Source organism: Streptosporangium lutulentum (assembly GCF_030811455.1).
In the GTDB taxonomy this organism is placed as follows: domain Bacteria; phylum Actinomycetota; class Actinomycetes; order Streptosporangiales; family Streptosporangiaceae; genus Streptosporangium; species Streptosporangium lutulentum.
Genome location: NZ_JAUSQU010000001.1, coordinates 4,572,229 through 4,588,033, shown reverse-complemented (window position 1 = coordinate 4,588,033; position 15,805 = coordinate 4,572,229). Strand labels below are relative to the sequence as shown.

General features: G+C 70.0%; 15 protein-coding genes. 12 read left to right on the top strand and 3 right to left on the bottom strand.

Going from position 1 to position 15,805, the window contains the following annotated elements:
* Positions 1 to 11: 11 nt before the first annotated feature.
* On the bottom strand, positions 12 to 626 hold the full coding sequence (locus J2853_RS20520; protein WP_307560290.1) for a hypothetical protein: 615 nt from the start codon (positions 624 to 626) through the stop codon (positions 12 to 14).
* A gap of 205 nt (positions 627 to 831) precedes the next feature.
* Positions 832 to 1,422: a DUF4126 domain-containing protein gene (locus J2853_RS20515; protein WP_307560288.1), complete on the bottom strand. Its 591-nt coding sequence runs from the start codon at positions 1,420 to 1,422 to the stop codon at positions 832 to 834.
* A gap of 1,004 nt (positions 1,423 to 2,426) precedes the next feature.
* Here J2853_RS20515 and J2853_RS20510 point away from each other — a divergent pair.
* The gene (locus J2853_RS20510) at positions 2,427 to 3,032 is read left to right on the top strand and encodes a response regulator transcription factor (RefSeq protein ID WP_307560287.1); all 606 of its coding nucleotides are present in this window, start codon (positions 2,427 to 2,429) and stop codon (positions 3,030 to 3,032) included.
* Positions 3,033 to 3,162: 130 nt separating this feature from the next.
* Here J2853_RS20510 and J2853_RS20505 read toward each other — a convergent pair whose 3' ends face one another.
* Positions 3,163 to 3,936, bottom strand: coding sequence for an acyltransferase (locus tag J2853_RS20505; protein WP_370879303.1), 774 nt, complete (start codon positions 3,934 to 3,936; stop codon positions 3,163 to 3,165).
* A gap of 186 nt (positions 3,937 to 4,122) precedes the next feature.
* On the opposite strand from J2853_RS20505, the gene pyrG reads away from it, so the two are divergent.
* The 11 genes from pyrG (at position 4,123) to der (ending at position 15,718) form a co-directional block, all read left to right on the top strand.
* Positions 4,123 to 5,793, top strand: coding sequence for a CTP synthase (gene pyrG, locus J2853_RS20500; protein WP_307560283.1), 1,671 nt, complete (start codon positions 4,123 to 4,125; stop codon positions 5,791 to 5,793).
* Positions 5,790 to 6,440 (top strand): NUDIX domain-containing protein, encoded by a 651-nt coding sequence (locus J2853_RS20495; protein WP_307560281.1) that lies wholly within the window; start codon positions 5,790 to 5,792, stop codon positions 6,438 to 6,440. Before pyrG ends, J2853_RS20495 begins: the two co-directional genes overlap by 4 nt.
* A gap of 12 nt (positions 6,441 to 6,452) precedes the next feature.
* Positions 6,453 to 7,379 (top strand): site-specific tyrosine recombinase XerD, encoded by a 927-nt coding sequence (locus J2853_RS20490; RefSeq protein ID WP_307568745.1) that lies wholly within the window; start codon positions 6,453 to 6,455, stop codon positions 7,377 to 7,379.
* Positions 7,380 to 7,478: 99 nt separating this feature from the next.
* A complete protein-coding gene (locus J2853_RS20485; RefSeq protein WP_089206256.1) occupies positions 7,479 to 8,420 on the top strand; it encodes a ParA family protein in 942 nt (313 codons plus the stop codon).
* A gap of 36 nt (positions 8,421 to 8,456) precedes the next feature.
* Positions 8,457 to 9,281, top strand: a complete 825-nt coding sequence (locus tag J2853_RS20480; protein ID WP_307560277.1) for a segregation and condensation protein A — start codon at positions 8,457 to 8,459, stop codon at positions 9,279 to 9,281.
* Entirely contained in the window at positions 9,274 to 9,831 is a 558-nt protein-coding gene (gene scpB / locus J2853_RS20475; protein ID WP_307560275.1) for an SMC-Scp complex subunit ScpB, read from the top strand. Before J2853_RS20480 ends, scpB begins: the two co-directional genes overlap by 8 nt.
* A complete protein-coding gene (locus J2853_RS20470; protein ID WP_307560274.1) occupies positions 9,831 to 11,852 on the top strand; it encodes a pseudouridine synthase in 2,022 nt (673 codons plus the stop codon). Before scpB ends, J2853_RS20470 begins: the two co-directional genes overlap by 1 nt.
* Before the next feature lie 78 nt (positions 11,853 to 11,930).
* The gene (gene aroH / locus J2853_RS20465) at positions 11,931 to 12,290 is read left to right on the top strand and encodes a chorismate mutase (RefSeq protein ID WP_307560272.1); all 360 of its coding nucleotides are present in this window, start codon (positions 11,931 to 11,933) and stop codon (positions 12,288 to 12,290) included.
* A 16-nt stretch (positions 12,291 to 12,306) separates the two neighbouring features.
* A complete protein-coding gene (locus J2853_RS20460) occupies positions 12,307 to 13,425 on the top strand; it encodes a prephenate dehydrogenase (protein ID WP_307560269.1) in 1,119 nt (372 codons plus the stop codon).
* 221 nt (positions 13,426 to 13,646) lie between these two features.
* A complete protein-coding gene (gene cmk / locus J2853_RS20455; protein ID WP_370879533.1) occupies positions 13,647 to 14,282 on the top strand; it encodes a (d)CMP kinase in 636 nt (211 codons plus the stop codon).
* Positions 14,279 to 15,718, top strand: coding sequence for a ribosome biogenesis GTPase Der (gene der, locus J2853_RS20450; RefSeq protein ID WP_307560266.1), 1,440 nt, complete (start codon positions 14,279 to 14,281; stop codon positions 15,716 to 15,718). Before cmk ends, der begins: the two co-directional genes overlap by 4 nt.
* The last annotated feature ends 87 nt before the right edge of the window (positions 15,719 to 15,805 follow it).

Genomic DNA, 15,805 nt, shown 5'->3' with positions numbered 1-15,805 from the left:
TTCAGGACGGCTCAGTGGTGATCGTCGGGGCGGGAGCGGTTGACCATCGTGCGGTTGTAGAGCTCGTCGATCTGGTCCAGGGGGTCGGGGGCCCGGCGGCGGGCCTCGATCTCCAGGTCGGTGCGGCTCTGGATGTCGTTGATGCCGCCGGCCGAGTGCGCCATCTGGTCGTTGAGCAGGTCGGCGCGGATCCGGGCGCAGGACGTGGTCAGCTTGGCGTGGTGCTCGCGCAGACGGTCCAGGGAGGCATGGTCGACGTAGGCGGAGACGCGACTGTGCTGGGCGTACTGGCCGAGCTGGGCGTCGAGCTGATCGGCGTGTGCGCCGATCTCGGCGACGAGCTGGGGCAGGTCGCCCAGTCCCCACCCGTCGCGCAGCGCGTGGTCCACCGCCTGGCGGGTCAGGGAGACCTCCCGGCGCAGGTCCAGGCGCATCCGCTCGGTCGCGGCGGCGTCGCCGGGGCCCATCGCCGCCACCTGGGAAGCCACGTGGGTGGTCATCTTGCGGGCCTTCTTGGTGGCCTTTTTCCCGACCTTGACCAGCAGGTAGACCCCGGCTATCCCCGCGAGGAGTAAGAACAGCAATATCACCAGCACGATGGTGAGGAAAGTGCCGATCGGAGCCACCTCCCGATGGGGCGAAACAAGCTGCTTCGAGCATAGCCCGCGCATCCGTGTGTGCGCGGTCGTTGATCGATCGGACTTCTTCGTACGCGATCACCGATCAGACCGGATCCTATTGGACCGTGTGCCCGACCGGACCGTGTGCCCGACCCACGGTCCGGATGCCCGACCCGACCGTGGGTCAGGCCGGATCACACCGGACCGTGCGTCAGACCGGACTTCGCCGGACCGCGCGGCGGCGCCGTACCTTGCGGAACGTCCACCACGCGAACAACGCCAGCGCCGCCACCGCGACGACGACCAGGACCGGCAGGAAGATCGCGATCAGGCTCATGCCGAGTGATCCGGCGTCCTCCACCGTGCTGATCACGGGTGCGCCCACCCCGGCCGTCGAGGCGTTGACCACCGGCCTGGCGGCCGATTTCATCAGGTGCACGGCCAGCGCGATCCCGATGCCCAGAACCCAGCTGAGCCAGGGGTTGTGGCTCATCCAGGTCGAACCGTCGAGCCGGGCCGCCGCCTCGGTGGCGCTGAACACCACCCCGCCGGAGGCCGGGCGGACGACGGTCTGGATCATGTCGTTGACGCTGTCCACCACCGGGACCTTGTCGAGCACGACCTCGGCGAGCAGCAGCACGCCGATGATGGCGAGCACCCAGCCGTTGGACAGCCAGGCGAACTCCTGCGGCAGCCGTACCTGATCGGTGAAGTTGGCGAGCAGGCCGACGACCAGCAGTGGGATATAGGCGTTGAGCCCGGCCGCCGTGGACAGGCCAAGGCCGGTCAGAACCGCGAGCATCGAACCTCCACGTGGATGGTTCTCTCCTATTTAAACGATTCGAACGTGAATGTCCCCATAATATGGCAGGAGGGTTGATGTCGGTTTCCGGAAAAAATAATTGCCGTTATCTTCCGAGGGCTTTGCGGGCCCGGCCTGGGGCGGAGAGACGGGGAAGGCCGCTCGGTGTCGGGCCGTCGTCGCTGAGCCCGCGGGTGGGGCGGTGGTCTCCGGTGGAGGCGTCCTGTCCGGCGCCGACCGTCGTGACGGTCCGGGGGATGGGAACCCCGGCACAGGTGGCGCCGGGGTCGGCCGCGGCGGTGTTGTACGGCATTCCGGGTCCGACGCGGCGCCGAGGCTGCGGCGCCGGCGGGGGCCTCGTGGCGGCCACCCCGCCGCCCTCCGGCCGAGGGTCGATAAGGGCATTTAATTGATAATAAATATCACGATATATGCGCGCTAGATGCTTCTAGTGGTAATTGTCGCTTTGTAAATCGTGGGGAGCGGCGGGCGGTCCGGATGTCCGCCGCCACGTAGTCGGGCGAGGAGGTCGGGAGTCGCTGCGGCGGCGGGCCGTGGACGCTGCTCGGCGAATCGCTTCTCGCGGGATTCCGCAGGACCGGAAAAAGGGGCGGTGGGCAGTCCAGATACCCACCGCCCCTCGAAAAGCATCTCATGACGCAGGTGGGCTGAGCCGCGCGGAGTCGCTCGGAGTCGCTCGGTCGAGATGATCGCACGCGACGGGCGGATACCGCCGTCCATGCGCGGCGACGGGGTGCCCGGTCTCGCCGGCTCCGGTGAGGGGGGAAGCGGGACTTCTCGGAGTGCGCGGGCGGGTGGAGGAGATAACGGGCGGGTGGAGGAGATAAACGGTGAGACGGCGGCCCGCGGGGACGGGGCGCCGGGTTCGAGCCGAGGGCGGACACCCCGGTGACGTCCGCCCGCCGTTCGTCGATCGCCCGTCCGGGGGACGGGGCCGAGCCGGGGGTGGAACCACCGAATGTGACGGGGAAAGGTGAGGACCGGTGATTCGCGTACTTCTTGCTGAGGATCATGGGGTCGTCAGGGGGACACGGGCGGCCCTGCTGAGCCTCACCGGCACCATCGAGGTGGTGGCCGAGACCGGCAGGGGCGACCGGGTGGTGGGCAGGGCGCTGGAGTTCAGGCCCGACGTCGCGGTCGTCGACATCGAGCTGCCCGGCCTCGACGGCATCGCCGCGACCGCTCTGCTGAGGGAGGCGCTTCCCGAGTGTCGCGTGCTGATCCTCACGGGGGCGGCACAGACGGGCCATCTGCGGCGGGCCCTCGACGCCGGCGCGACCGGGTTCCTGCTCAAGGACGCGCCGGCCGAACGGCTGGCCGAGAGCATTCGCAGGGTCGCGGCGGGAGAGCGGTTCATCGACCCGGCGCTGGCCGCCGCGGAGACGGGCCGCCGGGCCGGCCCGCTCACCGAGCGGGAGCGCGCGGTGCTCGCCGCGCTGGGCAGGGGGGCCTCCACCGGGGAGGTCGCCGCCGAGCTCTGCCTGTCGGCGGCCACGGTCCGCGACTACATCTCCGGCGTCATCGTCAAAACGAGAGCGCGCGACCGCGCTGACGCCGTGCGGATCGCCTCGGAGCTCGGCTGGATCTGATCGGTCACCGGGGCGGCCACGTCCCGGTGACCGGAGGAGGAGGGAAATCGATGCCGAATCTTCACAGATCACGCTTTCGCGGGTGGTGACCGTACGATCCGGCCCCTGTCCGGTGCGGAGGCGGGCTCGCTCAGCAGGTGCCGAGCGGGGCGGCGGGCTCGATCCGGACGGCGTGCTCCGCGGGTTCGGTCCCGATCTCCGGGGACGGGACCCGGACGCCGTTCTCCGCGTACTCGGCCCGGCTCGCCGCGGTTTGCGTCCGGACGGCCTCCTCCGCGGGTGCGCCGTGGACACCGGCGAGGTGGGGCGGCAGCCACCCCTCGCCGGGCACGTAACGGCGGACGACCTTGGCGGGGATGCCCGCGATCACGCTGTGGTCGGGGAACTCCCCGCGCACCACGGCCCCGCCGGCCACCACGCACTGCCTGCCGATCCGGGTGCCGGGAAGGATGATCGCGCCGGTGCCCAGCCAGGACCCCGGGCCTATGACCACGGGGTTGTTGCGTGGCCACTGGCGGCCGATCGGCGTCTCCGGATCGTCGTAGACGTGGTTCTGGTCGGTGATGTAGACGTACGGGCCGGTGAACACATGCTCGCCGATGTCGATTGACTGGTGGCCGACGATGTGGCTGCCCCTGCCGATGGAGCAGCTCCCGCCGATCCTCACGATCGAGTCCGGGCCCAGGTCGACCCCCGGGCCCATGCCCGCGGAGATCGAGACCCGCTCGCCGACCAGGGTGTGCTCGCCGATCTCGATCCAGGCCTCGCCGAAGATGGCTCCGACGGGGAACGACAGGCAGGCGCCTTCACCGAGACGGCGGAACCGGTATCCGGCGGGAGTGACGGGGGTGACCGCGCCGGCCGTACGGATCGCGGCCCAGCCCCGATGAATGAGACTGCCCACAGCACGCCGTGCCGCACCACTAAGTGACATAGCGGCTCAAGTTACCGCTTGGTCAGGTTTGATCGGAACACGGGTTCGGGACGGACGGGCACTTCGCCGATACTGTTTGATATTCTGAGAGCCCGTGGACCTGTAGGCCATTCATCAGGGTGTGCCGACTGATCTATAACGACCACGGGAGCCTTCTTGCGCAGCGCCGCACACACCAAACATCTGTTCGTCACCGGCGGCGTCGCCTCCAGTCTTGGTAAGGGACTGACGGCGTCGAGCCTCGGACGCCTTCTCAAGCTGCGTGGCCTGCGGGTGACCATGCAGAAGCTCGACCCCTACCTCAACGTCGACCCCGGAACGATGAATCCGTTCCAGCACGGTGAGGTCTTCGTCACAGACGACGGGGCCGAGACCGACCTCGACGTCGGCCACTACGAACGCTTCCTCGACACGGAGCTGCACGGCTCGGCGAACGTGACCACCGGCCAGGTCTACTCCAACGTGATCGCCAAGGAGCGCCGCGGCGAGTACCTCGGCGACACCGTGCAGGTCATCCCGCACATCACCAACGAGATCAAGGACCGCATCCGGTCCATGGCGGGTCCCGACGTGGACGTGGTCATCACCGAGGTCGGCGGCACCGTCGGAGACATCGAGTCGCTGCCCTTTCTGGAGGCCGTCCGCCAGGTCCGCCACGAGGTCGGCCGCGACAACGTGTTCTTCCTCCACGTCTCGCTGCTGCCGTACATCGGGCCGAGCGGCGAGCTGAAGACCAAGCCGACCCAGCACTCGGTCGCCGCGCTGCGCAGCATCGGCATCCAGCCCGACGCGGTCGTCCTGCGCTCCGACCGGCCGGTCACGAACGCGATCAAGCGCAAGATCAGCCTCATGTGCGACGTCGACGAGGACGCGGTCGTCTCGGCCATCGACGCGGCCAGCATCTACGACATCCCCAAGGTGCTGCACGCGGAGGGGCTGGACGCCTATGTGGTCCGCCGCCTCGGACTGCCCTTCCGCGACGTGGACTGGAAGGAGTGGGAGCAGCTCCTGCGCCGGGTGCACCGCCCGGCCAACGAGGTCACGATCGCGCTCGTCGGCAAGTACATCGACCTGCCCGACGCCTACCTGTCGGTCACCGAGGCGCTGCGCGCCGGCGGCTTCGCCAACGACACCCGCGTCAACATCCGCTGGGTGAAGAGCGACGACTGCGAGACCGTCGAGGGCGCGGCCCGCGAGCTCGACGGCGTGGACGGCGTGCTCATCCCCGGCGGGTTCGGCGTGCGGGGCATCGAGGGCAAGCTCGGCGCGGTCCGGCACGTGAGGGAGAACAAGGTCCCGTTGCTCGGCATCTGCCTGGGCATGCAGTGCATGGTCATCGAGGCCGCCCGGAACCTGGCGGGCATCGAGGACGCGGGCAGCACCGAGTTCGACGCCGAGACCACCCACCCGGTCATCTCCACCATGGCCGACCAGGAGGACGTCGTCTCCGGTGAGCGTGACATGGGCGGCACCATGCGGCTGGGCCTCTACCCGGCCAAGCTCGCCGAGGACTCCCTCGCGCGCCGGCTGTACGGCCAGCCGAAGGTGGACGAGCGTCACCGCCACCGCTACGAGGTCAACAACTCCTACCGGGACCAGCTGGAGAAGGTCGGCATGGTCTTCTCGGGCCTGTCGCCCGACGGCCGCCTGGTGGAGTACGCCGAGCTGCCCACCGACATGCACCCCTTCTTCATCGGCACCCAGGCGCACCCCGAGTTCCGCTCCCGGCCGACCCGGGCGCACCCGCTGTTCAAGGGCCTGATCGACGCCGCCCTGACCTACGCCGACATCCGGGGAACCGTCGCCAAGGCCGGGCGGGGCAAGTGAGCGCCACGGAGCCGGGAGAGCGGGCCGCGGGAGAGCCGGAGGTTCGGGACGCCCCCGAGGACTGGAAGGTCGTCTCCTCCGCCGAGCACTTCCGCGGGCGGGTCATCACCGCGGTGACCGACGCGGTCGTGATGCCGGACGGAGAGGTCGTCAACCGCGACTACGCGGTCCACCCCGGGTCGGTGGCCGTGGTCGCGCTCGACGACCAGAACCGGGTGCTGATGATCCGCCAGTACCGCCACCCCGTCCGGCGGCTGCTCTGGGAGCTGCCCGCCGGTCTTCGCGACGTCGAGGGCGAGCCGCTCCACGTCGGGGCGGCCCGCGAGCTCGCCGAGGAGGCGAGCTACAGGGCGGCCACCTGGCACACCCTGGTCGACGCCTTCACCTCGCCGGGGATGACCGACGAGCGGACCCGGATCTTCCTCGCCAGGGACGTCAGTCCCATTCCCGAGGCGGAGCTCGGCTTCGTCCACCGGCACGAGGAAGTCGACATGCCGGTGGTCTGGATTCCCCTGTCCGACGCGGTTCGGCGTGCCATGGAGGGAATGATCCACAATTCCCAAGCCGTGGCCGGTATTCTCGCCGCATACGCCGCTTCGGCGGATGGTTTCGCCTCACTGCGGCCCGCCGACGCACCGGAGGCATGACAGGAGGACACCCTGAGCGAGACGGAGGCCGTCCTCTCCAGCTACCTCGCCCATCTGGCGGTGGAGCGGGGCCTGGCCGCCAACACCTTGGCCTCCTATCGCCGTGACCTCCTGCGGTACGTGGAGCATCTGAAGAACCGTGGCCACGTCACCTTCGCCGAGGTCGTCGAGACCGACGTCACGGCCTTCCTGTCCGCGCTCAGGGAAGGCGACGAGGAGCACCAGGCCCTCGTCGCCAGCTCGGCGGCGCGGGCCGTCTCCGCGGTCCGCGGCCTGCACCGTTTCGCGTTGCGCGAAGGCGTCTGCCATCACGATCCGGCCCACGAGGTGCATCCGCCGCGCCAGCTCAAACGACCGCCGAAGGCGATCAGCGTCGACGACGTGGAGCGTCTGATCGCCGCCTCGGGGCCGGACGGCGCCCCGCTCACGCTGCGCAACCGGGCGCTGCTGGAGCTCCTGTACGGCACGGGCGCCCGCATCTCCGAGGCGGTGGGCCTCGCCGTGGACGACGTCGACCTGGGGACGGAGATCCAGCGGGTGCGCCTGCGCGGCAAGGACGGGCGCGCGCGGCTGGTGCCCCTGGGCCGCTTCGCCAGGGAGGCCCTGGGCGCCTACCTCACCCGGGCGCGCCCTCGGATCGCCTCTCGCGGCCGGGGCACCTCCGGGCTGTTCCTCAACGCCAGAGGGGGAAGACTCACCCGCCAGGGCGCCTGGGAGGTCCTCCAGGCCGCCGCCGAGCGCGGGGGGCTGAACGGGGTCTCGCCCCACATGTTGCGACATTCATTCGCAACACACCTCCTGGACGGGGGTGCGGACGTTAGGGTGGTTCAGGAACTACTCGGCCATGCTTCGGTGACTACCACTCAGGTTTACACCTTGGTCACGGTCGACAAGCTTCGTGAGGTCTATGCCGCCGCGCAGCAGCGCACACGGCATTGAGCTTGCTTATGTCCGGGCGTGCCGCCTTGCCGCATACGTGTTGACGCCATAGTGTCCGTCCGGACGGTCCGGTTCGAGGCCGTCAGGGAGGTTCGACTGGTGACTGTGACCACCGACGGTTCTGTCCGGGGAACGACCCCCGGAAACCCCGAGAATCCCTGGGGTGACACCAAAACCGCCGGGACTCCTCGCAGTGGGGGAGTTCTCGGCCCGACAGGGCGTCCTCGCCCGGTGTTCCCCGACCCACCCCCTCGTACGGTGCACGGGCCGGCCCGGGTCGTCGCGATGGTCAACCAGAAGGGTGGCGTCGGCAAGACGACCACCACCATCAACCTGGGCGCGGCGCTGGCCGAGGCGGGGCTGAGGGTGCTGCTGGTCGACTTCGATCCGCAGGGCGCGCTCTCCGTGGGTCTCGGGATCAACCCGCTCCAGCTCGACCTGACGGTCTACAACCTCCTCATGGAGCGCCAGATCACCGCCAGGGACGTGCTGCTGGAGACCGGCGTCGAGCGGATGGACCTGCTGCCCAGCAACATCGACCTGTCGGCCGCGGAGGTCCAGCTCGTCACGGAGGTGGCCCGCGAGCAGGTGCTCGGCCGGGTGATCAAGCCCCTCCTGCCCGAGTACGACGTGTGCCTGATCGACTGCCAGCCGTCCCTCGGCCTGCTCACGATCAACGCGCTGGCCTGCGCGCACGGCGTGATGGTGCCGCTGGAGTGCGAGTTCTTCGCGCTGCGCGGAGTCGCGCTGCTCATGGACACGATCATCAAGGTCCAGGAGCGCATCAACGACGAGCTGGTGATCGAGGGCCTGCTCGCCACCATGTACGACGCGCGTACCCTGCACGGCCGCGAGGTGCTGGCCCGGGTGGTCGAGGCGTTCGACGAGAAGGTCTACCACACGGTGATCAACCGGACGGTTCGCTTCCCCGACGCCACCGTGGCCGGTGAACCCATCACCAGCTTCGACTCCTCCTCCCTCGGCGCCAGCGCCTATCGAGAGCTCGCTCGCGAGGTTCTCGCCAGATGGGACGCGCTGTAGCGGTGATTGTGGTCCCGTCTGCGGGACAATGGAGGGATGACCGAGCAGCCGCAGACCGACAGTGACACCTTCAGGGTGCATCTGGAGGTCTTCGAGGGGCCTTTCGACCTCCTGCTCGGTCTGATCTCCAAGCACAAGCTGGACATCACCGAGGTCTCGCTCAGCCAGGTGACCGACGAGTTCATCGCCTACATCCGGGCCAGGGGCCCGGAGTGGGACCTGGACCAGACGAGTCACTTCCTGCTCGTCGCGGCGACCCTGCTCGATCTCAAGGCGGCCAGGCTGCTGCCGTCGGGCGAGGTCGACGACGAGGAGGACCTCGCCCTGCTGGAGGCCCGCGACCTGCTGTTCGCCCGACTCCTGCAGTACCGGGCCTACAAGGAGGTCGTGAAGGTCTTCTCCGGCCGGCTGGCCGACGAGGCCCTGCGCTTCCCCAGGACCGTGCCGATGGAGGCCCAGTTCGCCAACCTCCTGCCCGAGCTGATCCTGGGCATCGGCCCCGACCGTCTCGCCGAGATCGCCCGGCGGGCCTTCGCCCCCAGGACCCCGCCGTCGGTTTCGGTGGCCCACATCTACCAACCACTCGCCAATGTCCGCGATCAGGCGGTTATCCTGGTCGAGCGACTGCGACGGGTGCGCAGGGCGACCTTCCGGGCCCTCACCTCCGACTGCACCGGCACTTTCGAGGTCGTCGCGCGTTTCCTGGCCGTCCTTGAGCTCTACCGGGAAGCGGCCGTCTCCTTCGAGCAGGTGGAGCCTCTCGGGGAACTGCACGTGACCTGGACCGGCAGCGACGACGGGGACGTCGCCGTGGCCGACGACTACGACGAGAGCATGAAGAGAGAACCCGCTGATGACTGACACGGCACCCGAGCCGGACCTGCGCGCCGGGTTGGAGGCCATCCTGCTGGTGGTCGACGAACCGGTCGCCGAGGTGACCCTCGCCCAGGTGCTGGAACGGCCCACCCAGGAGATCAGCACGGCGCTTCGTGAGCTTTCGGCGGAATACACCGCGTCCGGCCGAGGTTTTGATCTCAGAGAGGTCGCGGGCGGCTGGCGGTTCTACACGCGAGCCGAGTATGCGACGCTCGTAGAGCGGTTCGTCCGCGACGGCCAGCAGACGCGGCTCACCCAGGCCGCCCTGGAGACCCTGGCCGTGGTCGCCTACCGGCAACCGGTCAGCCGGGCTCGGGTGGCGGCCATCCGAGGTGTCAACAGCGACGGTGTCATGCGCACGCTGATGACCAGGGGGCTGGTCGAAGAGGCCGGCACCGAACCGGAGAGCCAAGCCGTGCTCTACCGGACAAGTTCGTATTTTCTCGAGCGGATGGGCCTGCGGGATCTCGATGAGCTTCCCCAGCTGGCACCGTTCCTGCCCGACGACATGGAATCCCTAGAGGAGCAGAAGTAGTGAACAACAGGCGCAGTACCCCGTCCGGTGATGGACGCGGTCAAGGCCGTGGCGGAGCCCCGCGCGGTGGCAGTTCCCGTGGGGGCTCGCAGTCCGGTGGATTCCGGGGCGGTTCCTCCAGGGGCGGTTCCTCGTCCGGTGGCTTCCGTGGTGGTTCCCAGTCCGGCGGGTCCCGTGGCGGGTCGCAGTCCGGTGGTTCGCAGGGCGGGTTCCGCTCGGACGGCCCGCGTCGTGATGACCGCGGTGGTGGGTTCCGTGCGGACCGCGATGGTTCGCGTAGCTCCTTCGGCAGGTCTTCGGGTGGTTCGCAGGGCGGTTACCGCTCCGACGGCCCGCGCCGGGACGACCGTGAGGGTTTCCGTTCGGACGCCCCGCGCCGGGATGACCGTGGCGGGTTCCGTTCCGATGCCCCGCGCCGGGACGACCGCGGCGGGTCGCAGGGCGGGTACCGCTCCGACGGCCCGCGCCGCGACGACCGCGGCGGGTCCTCGTTCGGCGGATCGCGTGGGGGCTCGCAGTCCGGTGGATTCCGGGGCGGTTCCTCCAGGGGCGGTTCCTCGTCCGGTGGCTTCCGTGGTGGTTCCCAGTCCGGCGGGTCCCGTGGCGGGTCGCAGTCCGGTGGTTCGCAGGGCGGGTTCCGCTCGGACGGCCCGCGTCGTGATGACCGCGGTGGTGGGTTCCGTGCGGACCGCGATGGTTCGCGTAGCTCCTTCGGCAGGTCTTCGGGTGGTTCGCAGGGCGGTTACCGCTCCGACGGCCCGCGCCGGGACGACCGTGAGGGTTTCCGTTCGGACGCCCCGCGCCGGGATGACCGTGGCGGGTTCCGTTCCGATGCCCCGCGCCGGGACGACCGCGGCGGGTCGCAGGGCGGGTACCGTTCCGACGCTCCGCGCCGTGACGACCGCGGTGGTCCGGCAGGCGGATCCCGCGGTGGTTCGCAGGGCGGGTTCCGTTCCGACGGCCCGCGTCAGGACGACCGCGGTGGCTTCCGCGCGGACCGGGACGGCTCGCGGGGACGGACCGGCTCCGATCGCGGCCGCACCGGCGCGCCGGCCGGAGGTTCCCGTGGCCGCTTCGGCAAGACCGGGAGCAGGGACGGGGTCCAGACGATCGGCGGCAACCGGGCCGGAGGGTTCGGCGAGCGCCGTACCCCCGCCAACCGCGGTCCCGTCGCGAAGGCTCCGCTCAGGCCGGGCACGATCGAGAACGACCGGTTCAAGACCGCCCGTCAGCCCAAGCGGGACGACGATTTCTACGACCGCGACTACACCGACGAGCGCGACACCACCGAGGTCCCGGACGGCGTCCGGCTGCAGAAGGTCCTCGCCCAGGCGGGCGTGGCCAGCCGCCGGGCCTGCGAGGACATGATCGGTGACGGCAGGGTGACGGTCGACGGCCAGGTGGTCCGCCGCTTCGGCGCCCGGGTCGACCCGGCCAGGCAGGTCATCCACGTGGACGGCAAGCGCCTGCCGACCATGCCCGACCTGGTCTACCTCGCCATCAACAAGCCGATCGGCGTCGTCAGCACCATGTCCGACCCCGACGGCCGCCCCTCGCTGGCGGACTTCGTGGCCGACCGCACCGAGCGGCTCTTCCACGTGGGCCGCCTGGACACCGAGACCGAGGGTCTCATCCTGCTCACCAACGACGGCGAGCTGGCCAACCGGCTCACCCACCCGAGCTACGGCGTGCAGAAGAAGTACTGGGCGAAGGTGCCCGGCCGGATCGAGCGCGATCTGGCCCGCCGCCTGAAGCAGGGCGTCGAGCTGGAGGACGGCATCGCCAAGGCCGACTCCTTCGCCCTGGTCCAGGAGCACGGGCAGCAGGCCCTGGTGGAGATCGTCCTGCACGAGGGGCGCAAGCACATCGTGCGCCGCATGCTGGAGGAGGTCGGGCACCCGGTCATCGACCTGGCCCGCATCGAGTTCGGCCCGGTCAAGCTCGGTCGCCTCAAGCCCGGCACACTCCGCGCGCTGACCCTCAAGGAGGTCGGCGAGCTCTATGCCGCCGTCGGCCTGTAACCTTCCGTAATACACATGTTCGGAACACGCCGGGCCGTCCGTCGGACGGCCCGGCGTGAGTGATATGGAGGAACGGCGATGGTGAGGGCGATCCGCGGTGCGATCCAGGTCGAGGGCAACGACCGTAACGCGATCCTGGCCGGAGTCACCGAACTGGTGACCGAGGTGATGGGGCGCAACAACCTCACCACCGACGACGTGATCAGTGTGATCTTCACGGCCACGCCGGACCTGACCGCCGAGTTCCCGGCCCTCGCCGCCCGCAAGCTCGGCTTCCACGACGTTCCGCTGATCTGCGCGTCCGAGATCGACGTCCCGGGCGCGCTGCCCCATGTCGTACGGCTGATGGCCCACGTGGACGTCGACAGGCCGCGGCACGAGATCCAGCACGTCTACCTGCGCGGCGCGGTGGCCCTGCGCGTTGACATCGCTCAGTGATCCCGGTGAGCCCGGCATGTCGCTGCGTTTCCACCTCCAAGGAGCACGAGTGAGCGGCCTCGAGAGTGTCCTCGTCGTCGGTACGGGCCTGATCGGCACCTCGATCGCCCTGGCCCTCCGCGAGCAGGATGTCACCGTCTACCTCGCCGACCGCGACGCGGGAGCCGTACGGCTGGCGCGGGAGCTGGGCGCGGGCACCGAGTGGGTCGACGGGCTGACCGTCGACCTCGCGGTCATCGCGGTCCCGCCGCAGGGGGTCGCCGCCCGGCTCGCCGAGCTCCAGCGGGCCGGGGCGGCCCGCTTCTACACCGATGTGGCCAGCGTCAAGGTGCTCCCGCTCCAGCAGGCCGCGAGCCTCGGCTGCGACCTGAGCACCTACGCGGCCGGGCACCCCCTCGCGGGCCGGGAGCGTTCGGGGCCCGCGGCCGCCCGCGCGGACCTGTTCCTCGGGCGTCCGTGGGCCCTGTGCCCGGCGGAGGAGACCTCACCCGACGCCGTGGAGGCCCTGTACGGGCTCATCAAGCTCTGCGGCGGCGAGGCGGTCAGGGTCGGCGCCGCGGAGCACGACAGGGCCGTCGCGCTCGTCTCGCACGCCCCGCACGTGACCGCCTCCGCGGTGGCCGCCCGGCTCGCCGAGGCGCCGGCCACCGCGCTCGGCCTGGCCGGGCAGGGAGTCCGCGACGTGACGCGCATCGCGGCGAGCGACCCGGGCCTGTGGACCGGGATCCTGTCGGGCAACGCGCTGCCGGTGGCCGAGGTGCTGGAGGCGGTGGCCGCCGACCTGGCCGCCGTGGCGGCCTCGCTCCGGGAGTCCGCCGGTCCCGCCGCCATGGACGGGGTCATGGACGGGGTCACCGCGCTGCTCCACCGGGGTGTCGCGGGCACGAGCAGGATTCCCGGCAAGCACGGCGGTCCCGCGCGCACCTACGCGACCGTTCAGGTCATCATCGGCGACCGCCCCGGCGAGCTGGCGCGCCTGTTCCAGGCGGCCGAGGAGGTGGGGGTCAACATCGAGGACGTCCGGCTGGAGCACGCCCCGGGGCTGCCGCTGGGCGCCGCCGACCTCTACGTGCAGCCCGAGGCGGTGGTCGTGCTGTCCGAGGCACTGCGCTCGCGCGGCTGGCACCTGCCCTGACGCCCCTTTTCACGCCCCCGCCGTCGCGTCCCTTTCGCGCGTCCCGGCCGGTCCGGCCTCCCGAGCATGATCGGGCGTATGCCGGAAACCGGCCGGTCCGGCGTCGTATCGGGTGATCCTGATCGCTTGATGCGTGGTTCCTCCCCCGATCCCGGTAGCCTCGTACGGACAACTGAAGCGGGCTGTAAGGGAGAGGCGTCGTGACCGGACTGGTCGTCGCCATGGACGGTCCTTCGGGATCGGGCAAGTCGAGTGCGTCACGCGGGGTCGCGAGGGCGCTGGGTCTGCGCTATCTCGACACCGGGGCGATGTACAGGGCGGTCACCTGGTGGATGCTCGAACGGGGCGTCGACCTCACCGATCCCGCGGCGATCGCCGCCAGGGCCCTCGACCCGGTCCTGACGATGGGCACCGATCCCGACGCCCCCGCTGTGGCGGTGGACGGAGCCGACGCCGCGGGTCCCATCCGCACCTCCGAGGTCACCGCCGCCGTCTCGGCGGTCAGCGCCGTGCCCGAGGTACGGCGCCGTCTGGTGGCCGAGCAGCGTGAGATCATCGGCCTGGGCGGCATCGTCGTCGAGGGCCGTGACATCGGCACGGTGGTGGCGCCCGACGCGCCGGTCAAGATCTACCTGACCGCGAGCGCGGAGGCCAGGGCACTTCGCCGTACGGCGGAGCTGGTCGGCACCACGGTGGACGCGCAGAAGGCCGCCATGGCCCGGCGCGACACCCTGGACTCGACGCGGAAGATCGACCCGCTTGCGATGGCGGCCGACGCCGTCGAACTGGACACCACCGCGCTGAACCTCGAAGAGGTCATCGCGGCGGTGCTACGTGTGATTAAGGAAAAAGCGTGACCGGGGAAATTGACGACGACAACGGCTGGATCGACGCTGAGCTCGCCGATCTGGGTACCGACGAAAGCTCTGAGGAAGCGGAGTACGACAACGATCCGCAGCCGGTGGTGGCCGTGGTGGGCCGCCCCAACGTGGGCAAGTCCACACTGGTCAACCGGATCATCGGCCGCCGCGAGGCGGTCGTGGAAGACGTTCCGGGCGTGACCCGCGACCGGGTCACCTACGACGCCACCTGGCGTGGGCGCCGCTTCACGGTGGTCGACACCGGCGGCTGGGACCCCGACGCCACCGGTATGGCGCTGAAGATCGCCGAACAGGCGCAGATCGCGGCCGAGCTGGCCGACGTGATCCTGTTCGTGACCGACGCCATCGTGGGCGTGACCGACGCCGACGAGATCGTCGGCCATGTGCTGCGCGGTTCGGGCAAGCCGGTCATCCTCGCCGCCAACAAGGTCGACAACCAGCAGATGGAGCTGGAGGCCACCGGCCTCTGGTCCCTCGGCCTGGGCGAGCCGCAGCCGGTCTCGGCGCTGCACGGACGCTCCAGCGGTGATCTTCTGGACGTGATCCTGGACAAGCTGCCGGAGACGCCGAAGCAGCGTTTCGGCGCCGAGCGCGGCCCGCGCAGGGTCGCCCTGGTCGGCAAGCCCAACGTGGGCAAGTCCTCGCTGCTGAACAAGCTCGCGGGCCAGGAGCGCGTGCTCGTCGACCCGATGGCGGGCACCACCCGCGACCCGGTCGACGAGCTGATCGAGCTCGGTGGCAAGCCCTGGCGCTTCGTGGACACGGCGGGTATCCGGCGGCGTGACCGCGAGCTGCAGGGCGCCGACTTCTACGCGAGCGTGCGCACCCGGGCGGCTCTGGAGCGCTCGGAGATCGCGGTCGTGCTGATCGACGCCAGCGAGGTGCTGACGGAGCAGGACCTGCGGATCATCTCGCTGGTGATCGAGTCCGGCCGTTGCATGGTCGTGGCGTTCAACAAGTGGGATCTCCTCGACGCGGACCGCCGCTACTACCTGGAAAAGGAGATCGACCGTCAGCTCGTCCGCGTTCCGTGGGCGCTGCGGGCCAACATCTCCGCCAAGACCGGCTGGCACGTCGACAGGCTCGTCCCGGCGCTTGAGACCGCTCTGAAGTCCTGGTCCAGCCGGGTTCCCACGGCCCGCCTCAACGCCTTCCTGACCGACCTGGTCGCGGCCACCCCGCCCCCGGTCCGCGGCGGCAAGCAGCCCAAGATCCTCTTCGCCACCCAGGCGTCGACGGAGCCGCCCAAGTTCGTGCTGTTCACCTCGGGATTCCTTGAGGAGACGTATCGCCGCTTCATCGAGCGCAGGATCCGCGAGGAGTTCGGCTTCGCCGGCTCTCCCATCGAGGTCACGATGAAGATCCGTGAGAAGCGTCAGCGCCAGGGCTCGGGACAGAAGAAGAAAAAGTAGCGGTTCATGACGAACGGCCCGGCGCGCGCCGGGCCGTTCGTCGTTTCAGGTCCTGAGCCCGCGGTGTCGCCGGATCACTCTCGTCGA

Bases quoted from the DNA above. Each gene is read 5' to 3' on its own strand.
- J2853_RS20460 (WP_307560269.1), top strand. From the start codon at position 12,307: ATGTCGCTGCGTTTCCACCTCCAAGGAGCACGAGTGAGCGGCCTCGAG.
- scpB (WP_307560275.1), top strand. From the start codon at position 9,274: ATGACTGACACGGCACCCGAGCCGGACCTGCGCGCCGGGTTGGAGGCC.
- cmk (WP_370879533.1), top strand. From the start codon at position 13,647: ATGGACGGTCCTTCGGGATCGGGCAAGTCGAGTGCGTCACGCGGGGTC.
- aroH (WP_307560272.1), top strand. From the start codon at position 11,931: ATGGTGAGGGCGATCCGCGGTGCGATCCAGGTCGAGGGCAACGACCGT.
- J2853_RS20515 (WP_307560288.1), bottom strand. From the start codon at position 1,422: ATGCTCGCGGTTCTGACCGGCCTTGGCCTGTCCACGGCGGCCGGGCTC.
- J2853_RS20480 (WP_307560277.1), top strand. From the start codon at position 8,457: ATGACCGAGCAGCCGCAGACCGACAGTGACACCTTCAGGGTGCATCTG.